4 protein-coding genes are annotated in these 4,109 nt (G+C 45.6%); 3 read left to right on the plus strand and 1 reads right to left on the minus strand.

Going from position 1 to position 4,109, the window contains the following annotated elements; all coding sequences use genetic code 11:
* Nucleotides 1–32: 32 nt before the first annotated feature.
* Entirely contained in the window at nucleotides 33–932 is a 900-nt protein-coding gene (locus tag IV55_RS04075; protein WP_225425874.1) for an RluA family pseudouridine synthase, read from the minus strand.
* Nucleotides 933–1,101: 169 nt separating this feature from the next.
* On the opposite strand from IV55_RS04075, the gene spxB reads away from it, so the two are divergent.
* The 3 genes from spxB (at nucleotide 1,102) to IV55_RS04090 (ending at nucleotide 4,004) form a co-directional block, all read left to right on the plus strand.
* Nucleotides 1,102–2,847 (plus strand): pyruvate oxidase, encoded by a 1,746-nt coding sequence (gene spxB / locus IV55_RS04080; protein ID WP_057809645.1) that lies wholly within the window; start codon nucleotides 1,102–1,104, stop codon nucleotides 2,845–2,847.
* Nucleotides 2,848–2,984: 137 nt separating this feature from the next.
* Nucleotides 2,985–3,509 carry a GNAT family N-acetyltransferase gene (locus tag IV55_RS04085; protein WP_057809647.1) on the plus strand — a complete coding sequence of 175 codons (525 nt, stop codon included), beginning with the start codon at nucleotides 2,985–2,987 and terminating at the stop codon, nucleotides 3,507–3,509.
* Between the two features lie 18 nt (nucleotides 3,510–3,527).
* On the plus strand, nucleotides 3,528–4,004 hold the full coding sequence (locus IV55_RS04090; RefSeq protein WP_057809649.1) for a MarR family winged helix-turn-helix transcriptional regulator: 477 nt from the start codon (nucleotides 3,528–3,530) through the stop codon (nucleotides 4,002–4,004).
* Nucleotides 4,005–4,109: the final 105 nt, after the last annotated feature.

Consider the following 4,109-nt stretch of genomic DNA (forward strand, 5'->3'; position numbering starts at 1 on the left):
ACTACATAACAGCTCCCAGCTCCCCAAACACCTCACCCATCATACGCCACAAAATCCTTCGGCAACACCGCGCCAACATCAATAATTTCATCCGTAAACGGCACCTTCAACCGAATATTCGCTGCATGTAACATCAATCGCGAGGCCGCACGCTGTTCCAAAACGCTCGCGTACAACGGATCCCCTAAAATCGCATGTCCGTTACCTGCCAAGTGAACGCGTAGCTGATGCGTTCGTCCAGTTGCCAATGTCAATTCGACTAGTGTCGCCGTCTTCGCTTCGCGTAATACTTTGTAATAGGTCAGCGCCGTCTGCGGCTGCAGTCCATCAAGTGCACGTTTACGTCGATCATCCGGGTCGCGTCCAATCTGATTAGTGAATTCACCACTCAAATTATCAAAGTGACCCGCAACCCACGCTTTATAGGTGCGCGCAATCGTCTTATCACCAATTAAGCGATCTAAAATCGGCACTACAATCGGTGTCTTCGCCACAATCATCGCGCCACTTGTTGCCATATCTAACCGATGGACCATTGCGGGTCGAACATTCTGTGACGCCAACTGCGCCGTTAAAAAATTCATGACCGTGCCAGCTTCATCGGGCCGATTGGGGTGGCTTTTAATGCCGGTTGGTTTATTAATCACCAACAAATCATCATTTTCATACAGAATTGGCATCACTTGCTGCGAATCCGATAAATACGTTTGCATCGGCGTCTGTAGTTCATCAGCTTGAACGACTAACCGAACAACATCCCCAGCCTCTACTAACATACTGTATGGTCGATACACGCCATTCACGAGTACATCTTGTCGAACACGTAGGAAATGTTGCATCCGCTTTGGAATTAACCAAAGACGCAACAGCTCACGCACACTAATGCCACTTTGTTGCTGCGTAATTGTCTGCTCAGTCACCCATTTTTGCACCAAGTACCACCTTCCTTCACTAAATTCACTGTTCTAAGTGTACCTTTTTACAGCTATTCCCAGTAACTTACTTTTTGTTAGCTTTCGAGTAACATTATTAGCAGTTTTTATTTTAAGCTCCTATCATGAATGTTGAAACAGATATCTAACGAATTGGAGATGCATCGTAATGACAAAAATGATTGCTGGACAAGCGTTAGTGAAGGTGCTGGAAGACTGGGATGTTGATCACATCTACGGAATTCCAGGCGGTTCCATTAACCATACTGTTGAAGGACTCTACCTCGAAAAAGATAAAATCAACTATATTCAAGTGCGTCACGAAGAAGTCGGTGCTATGGCCGCTGCGGCCGACGCAAAGTTCACCGGTAAGATTGGAGTCGCCTTTGGATCAGCAGGCCCTGGTGCAACCCACTTATTCAACGGTTTGTATGACGCTAAAATGGACCATGTACCGGTGTTAGCGTTGGTTGGGCAAGTTGGTCAGCCTGTGATGAACACGAACTACTTCCAAGAAATGGATGAAGGTCCAATGTTCGCTGACGTTGCGGTTTACAATCGCACTGTGACAACTGCTGAACAACTTCCTTACGTAATTAACCAAGCAATTCGTGAAGCTTATCGGCAAAAAGGTGTTGCTGTCGTAACCATTCCTGAAGACTTAACTGCTAAGGAAATTGACTACGAACCAGTGAAGACACCGGTTACTGTATCTAGTAGCTTTAGCCAAGTCGTTGATCCAAAGGCTGTCACGGATACGTTAGCCTTGATCAAGGCAGCCAAGCACCCATTACTTTATATCGGTACTGGTCTTAAGGGCGCTCGTAAAGAATTGGATGCTGTTTCTGAACGTTTTAACATTCCTGTTATTTCCACAGTGCCTGCCACAGGTATCATGGAAACAGATCATCCAAACTACCTTGGTACAAATGGTCGTTTAGGAACCAAACCTGGATTTGAAGCAATGCAACACGCCGATCTCGTATTATTTATCGGATCAGAATATCCATTCGCTCGTTTCTGGCCAAAGGATGTCAAGATCGTGCAAGTAAATGATAATTCATTCGATATCGGTAAGGTTGTGCCGATCGACTATGCCGTTATTTCAGATGGCAAGACCTACTTGCAAGCTTTACTCGATACCGGTGAACGTTTACCTGAAACAGATTGGTTACGGGCAAACCAAACCAATCGCGCTAACTGGCTCAAATGGCTTGATCAAAGAGCTGATGACGACAGCAAAGGGTTGGAACCTGAAGCCGTTATGCGTAAAACGCGCGAATTAGCTGGTCCAAACGACACGTATGGAGTTGATACTGGGAATGTTTCCGAATTCGCCGTTCGTGGCGTCAAGATGACCGAAAATCAGAAGTTTGCATTATCTGGTTTGTTTGCCACCATGGGCTACGGAATTCCAGCCGGACTAGCCGGTGCGCTTAGTGTGCCTGATGGACAAGCCTGGAGTTTCTCCGGTGATGGTGGTTTCTCCATGGTCGTACAAGACCTGATCACAGAAGCACGCTATGAACTACCGGTCATCAACATTGTCTTTTCAAATGACCGTTTTGGGTTCATCTGGTACGAACAGCAAGAAACCAAGCAACACTTCTACGGCGTTGATCTAACAGATGCCGATTGGGCAAAAGTTGCCGAAGGTCTTGGCGCAGTTGGTTTGACTGCAAGTAACAACGCAGAGCTTAATGTCGCCTTCGACAAAATCAAGGACCTACAAGCCAGCGGTAACAAGAAACCAATCGTGTTGAATGCAGTCATCGACCCTGAAGATCCTGTTGCAACGGCCTTCATGCCACTTGATCCAGAACAATTTGGACAAGCAACGGTTGATGAATTTGCTAAGCACTACAACATCGACACGAAAGCACAACCTTCCCTAGGTGAACTACTGAAGGGATGATAACGTTTAAAACGGATAGAAAAAACAGTCGATTTCAGATCGACTGTTTTTTTGTACCCAATTCGCTAACATTTCATCTTGGTAATCCGCGTCATAATGGTATAGTTAATTGGTTAATCATTCGATGAGGAGCTTTCATGACGTTCACACTACATACCGCTGATGCACATGATTATGATGCAGAAGCCAAGCTTATTGAAACAACATATCAAAACGATCCCGACGAAATGCAGATCATCAAGCAGCAACTACTAGCATTGCGTCACGAACGTACTTATACAGAAGCCTTTGAGCTTGTTGTTAAGGACCAGACAAATACCATCGTTGGGCTCGGTGCCTTATCAGATAGTTACATTCTTGGACAGCCAACCGCTCGCATTGCCATTTTATTTCCTTTGTTGGTGGCACCAGATTATGCAAATCAAGGTATTGGCCGCCAGCTCATCGATGAGCTAGAGCATCGCGCCTTTGTTCGCGGCTATCAAGCCGTCGCTATTACCGGTTCACCAGATTACCTAACTCGCTTTGGTTATCAACCAGCGCTTGATTTTGGAATCACCGCGAATCCGCTCGCAACTGGTATCTGTATGCTACGCGAACTGCGCCCAGATGCGCTTCGTCATTTTTCTGGCAAACTCGTTTACCCAAACGCCCTCACTTAACAAAGGAGTTTTATACCCATGGCTAAGGTCACGACCGAAATTGTTGCACGCCAATTAAAACAAACATTACAACATGTACGTCGAAACGATAATACGTTGTTGAACGCGCAAACTGCCCCACACATTGGCGCACAACAGCTTAGTTTGACACAACTACAAATTCTTCACTTAATCGCTACAAACACCCTTCCGGTCACCAATAGTTTGATTGCGACCACCTTTAATATTTCTAAACCAGCCGTTACTAAAGCAATTCATAAGCTAGCTGATGCTAAGTTAATCACGAGCATTGTCAGTGAAGACGATCATCGAATCACTACTTTTGCGCTGACGGAAACTGGACACACGATTGCTAACGAGTTCAATGACACGAATGCAACTATTGAGCAAACCTACGCTGAACTGGCCGCACCTTTCGGTAAAAGTGATCGCAAAGTCATTCTAAAATTTCTAACCGCGCTGGATGCAGCAATCGATGCCGGCAAGCCGTTCTAACCGGCACCACGCTTACTGCACCGATAACAGTTAACTACAAACTCAAATGGGTCTGGGACATAACTAATTATGTCCACAGACCCATTGTTGTTTTCTGATTTTCAA

The organism is Furfurilactobacillus siliginis, from assembly GCF_001437435.1.
Taxonomy (GTDB): Bacteria; Bacillota; Bacilli; order Lactobacillales; family Lactobacillaceae; genus Furfurilactobacillus; species Furfurilactobacillus siliginis.